The organism is Streptomyces boluensis (assembly GCF_009908195.1).
Taxonomy (GTDB): domain Bacteria; phylum Actinomycetota; class Actinomycetes; order Streptomycetales; family Streptomycetaceae; genus Streptomyces; species Streptomyces boluensis.
Window position 1 is genome coordinate 1 of record NZ_JAAAHS010000564.1, and the last position, 3,571, is coordinate 3,571.

Below are 3,571 nucleotides of genomic sequence, written 5' to 3' on the forward strand. Positions count from 1 at the left end.
CCACGGGGTCGTGGGGGTCCGCCGCGTGCTCCCCGTCCGCGTAGGCCTCGGTTTCGTGGGCCTCGGTTTCGTGGGCCGCGGTTTCGTGGACTGCCGCTTCGCCGTGCGGCGGGGCTTCGTCCGTGGACAGGTGGGTCATGATCCGGGCCAGCGTGGGGGGTTCCGGATCGTTCGACGCCGTGCCCGAGGTGCGGACGCCCAGGTCGTCCAGGACGCGGTGCAGGCGGGCGGCGTCCGCGCGCCACTTCCGGTCGACGACCTCCTCCGGATACTCCTGCCAGCCGACCGGCGCCCAGTCGGGGCCGACCTCGGCGGGGCCGCCGTGGAACAGCCGGGCGGCGAGCAGCGAGGTCGCCTCGTCGACCACGCCGGGCTCCTCCAGGAGGTCGCAGGCCGGGCGCTCGCCGAGCCGGGACGCGAAGCCCTCCGCGAGCCGGTCGCGCCGGGACAGCTCGGTCAGCGCGGAGACCACCCCGGCGTCCAGGCGGTCCGGCCAGCGGCCCATCCGCCAGGCCGGCAGCGCGACCCGGGTCAGCAGCCGGTCCCAGCCCGCGTACGCCAGGCCCACCTGCTCCTGGGCGACGATCCGCAGGCCGTAGTCCACCGTCTTGGCGCGCTCTGCGGCGGCGGTCGCGACGCCGCGCTCCATCTCGGCGGCGTGCCCACGGCAGGCGCGCAGCATCAGCCGGGAGACCCAGCCGACCCCGGCGAGCACCACGCGGGGCAGCGAACCGCGTCCGGGGCGCGAGGACACGGCCACCGCGGCGTCGAGGCCGCGTACGAACCGGCGGGCCGCCGCTATGTCGGGGTGGGCGGAAGGTCCCGTACCGGCGACCACGGGGGCGAGCACCGCGCGGAGTTCGCCGACCCGCATCCACCACAGGAAGGGCGAGCCGATGACGAGGACGGGCGCGGTGACCGCGGCGGGCTCGGCCGGACCGGCGACACCGGACGCGGCACGGCCGGACCGCGGCGCTCCGGCAGTACGGGGCGGGCCGTGCGCCGGGTGGGCGCGGTCCTCCAGCCAGCTGTCGCAGTCGGGCGTGAGCGCTATCGCCGAGGGCGCGGGCACATCGAGGCGGTCCGCGAGATCCCGCACCAGGCGGTACAGATCAGGGGCGGACTCCTCGGCGACGGCCACCGTAGGACTGAGCGCGGGCCGCGCGCGGGCGATGACCAGGGCGACGCCCGCCGCGGCGAGCAGTACGAGCAGCGCGGCGCCGGTCACGATCCAGCGCACGACGTCCCAACTCCCGCCGCCGATACGGCCGGTGGCGCCGCCGACCAGCAGCACCACGGCCACCGCCGCCGGCAGCAGCGCGACCGCGATCGCCCGGCTGCGCACCCTCAGCACCGCCAGCGCGCGCATACGCGCGGACAGCACGCCTGCCTCGCCTTCCACTGTTCCGGACACGGCCGGATGTCACCCCCTCTGCCCTGCGACGGCTTTGCTCACTCCCCCACTGTGGCACCCACCTCTGACATCGCAATGCCGGTGGGCCAAGTGCCGGAATGCTTGCGCCGCACCCTAGTTGGGGCCTCGGGGCACGTCAGCCGGATGGGCCAGCGGTCACTCGATGGAATGGCTTTGGGTAAAGGTGGGTGACGATCACGGCCCCGATCAGGCGTCAGATCCGCGCCGCCCTCAGGGCTGAGCCGGCTACCGGGGGTACGCCCTGGTCGGGGGGGGCGTGCGCGGGGTGCCGGGGCGCGCCAGGGGGTCAGGGGGAGCGCACTGCGGGCGGACGCGAACTGCGCAGGGACCGTCGTAGTGGTCCCTGCGCAGTTCGAATCGTGTGTAGCGGTCGGCCGCCGGGGTCGGCGCCGGCGGGATCAGCTGCCGGTCGGGGCTTCCGCGGCGGCCTTCGCGGCGATGTCCGTGCGGTGCTGGCCGCCGTCGAGGCGGATCCGGGCGACGGCCGCGTACGCCCGCTCCCGCGCCTCGGTCAGGTCGCCGCCGCTCGCGGTCACGGACAGCACCCGGCCGCCCGCGCTGACGACCGCGTCGCCGTCCCGCGCGGTGCCCGCGTGCAGTACGTACGCGTGCGGGGCGTCCTCGGCGGCCACCTCGTCGAGGCCCGCGATGGGGTCGCCGGTGCGCGGGGTGCCGGGGTAGTTGTGGGAGGCCACGACCACGGTGACCGCGGCGTCGTCGCTCCAGTTCAGCGGGGGCTCATCGGCGAGGGTGCCCTGCGCGGCGTGCAGCAGTACGCCGGCCAGCGGGGTCTTGAGGCGGGCCAGGACGACCTGGGTCTCGGGGTCGCCGAAGCGGGCGTTGAACTCGATCACCCGCACACCGCGGCTGGTGATCGCGAGGCCCGCGTACAGCAGTCCGGAGAACGGCGTTCCGCGGCGCCGCAGCTCGTCGACCGTGGGCTGGAGAACACTCTCCATGACCTCGTCGACCAGCTTCGGGTCGGCCCAGGGGAGCGGCGAATAGGCGCCCATGCCACCGGTGTTGGGGCCTTCGTCGCCGTCGAGGGCGCGCTTGAAGTCCTGCGCGGGGGTGAGCGGCAGCACCGTCACGCCGTCGGTGATCGCGAAGAGGGAGACCTCGGGGCCATCCAGGAACTCCTCGATCACCACGCGCTCACAGGCGTTCGCGTGGTCCCGCGCCGCCGCCAGGTCGTCGGTCACGACGACGCCCTTGCCCGCGGCCAGGCCGTCGTCCTTGACGACATAGGGGGGGCCGAACGCGTCGAGCGCCGCGTCCACCTCGGCCGGGGTGGCGCAGACGTACGAGCGGGCCGTGGGCACACCGGCGGCGGCCATCACGTCCTTGGCGAACGCCTTGGAGCCCTCCAGCTGCGCGGCCTGACCGGACGGGCCGAAGCAGGCGATGCCCGCCGCGCGCACCGCGTCGGCGACCCCCGCGACGAGGGGTGCCTCCGGGCCGACCACGACGAGGTCGGCACCGAGCCCGGTGGCCAGCTCGGCCACGGCGGTGCCGTCGAGGGCGTCGACCGCGTGCAGCTCAGCGACCTCCGCGATACCGGCGTTGCCGGGAGCGCAGTGCAGGGCGGTGACCGCGGGGTCGAGGGACAGTGAGCGGCACAGGGCGTGTTCGCGGGCGCCGCTGCCGATGACGAGGACCTTCACACGTGCAGCCTAGCCGGAACGGCCCGGTGCCTTTGTACGGGGCGACGGGGGCGGAGGCCGCCTGTGTTCGTAGGTTCCTCTACGTGGACGGGGCTGGGGGACGGACGCTCCGGTGCCCCGCGCGGCCCGATCTGCCGCTGCCCGGCGGCCCGTTCGACTCCGGCACGCGCGTGGTGCGGCCGGTCCGCGCGGGACGCCTGTCCCCCACCTACGCGCGCCCGTGCGCGCTGCGCCCGTTATTCGTTCGTGAACTCCTCGACCACCGTCGCCCCCAGTTCGCGCACGATCAGGTCGTGCCCGGAGAGCGCCGAGTCGTCGAGGTCCGGGTCGTCGGCCTCCGGTACGTCGTCCTCGATCGAGACCGGCGGCGGCTCCGGCGCGGGGGGCGCGGTCCGCTGCGGCGCGGGCGCCTGCTGGGCGGGCGCCGGGGCCTGCTGTACGGCGGGCCGCTGCGGCGCCGGGGCCTGGGGGG

The 3,571-nt window shown here is 75.6% G+C and carries 2 protein-coding genes and 1 pseudogene; all 3 read right to left on the reverse strand.

What is annotated here, in order from left to right:
- Nucleotides 1–1,369, reverse strand: a 1,369-nt coding sequence (locus GUY60_RS35880; protein WP_246236088.1) for a hypothetical protein, incomplete at its 3' end; no start/stop codon positions are given.
- A 464-nt stretch (nt 1,370–1,833) separates the two neighbouring features.
- Nucleotides 1,834–3,099 carry a phosphoribosylamine--glycine ligase gene (gene purD / locus GUY60_RS35885; protein WP_161705614.1) on the reverse strand — a complete coding sequence of 422 codons (1,266 nt, stop codon included), beginning with the start codon at nt 3,097–3,099 and terminating at the stop codon, nt 1,834–1,836.
- 236 nt (nt 3,100–3,335) lie between these two features.
- Nucleotides 3,336–3,571, reverse strand: a pseudogene (locus tag GUY60_RS35890) (DNA polymerase III subunit gamma and tau); the annotation flags it as partial.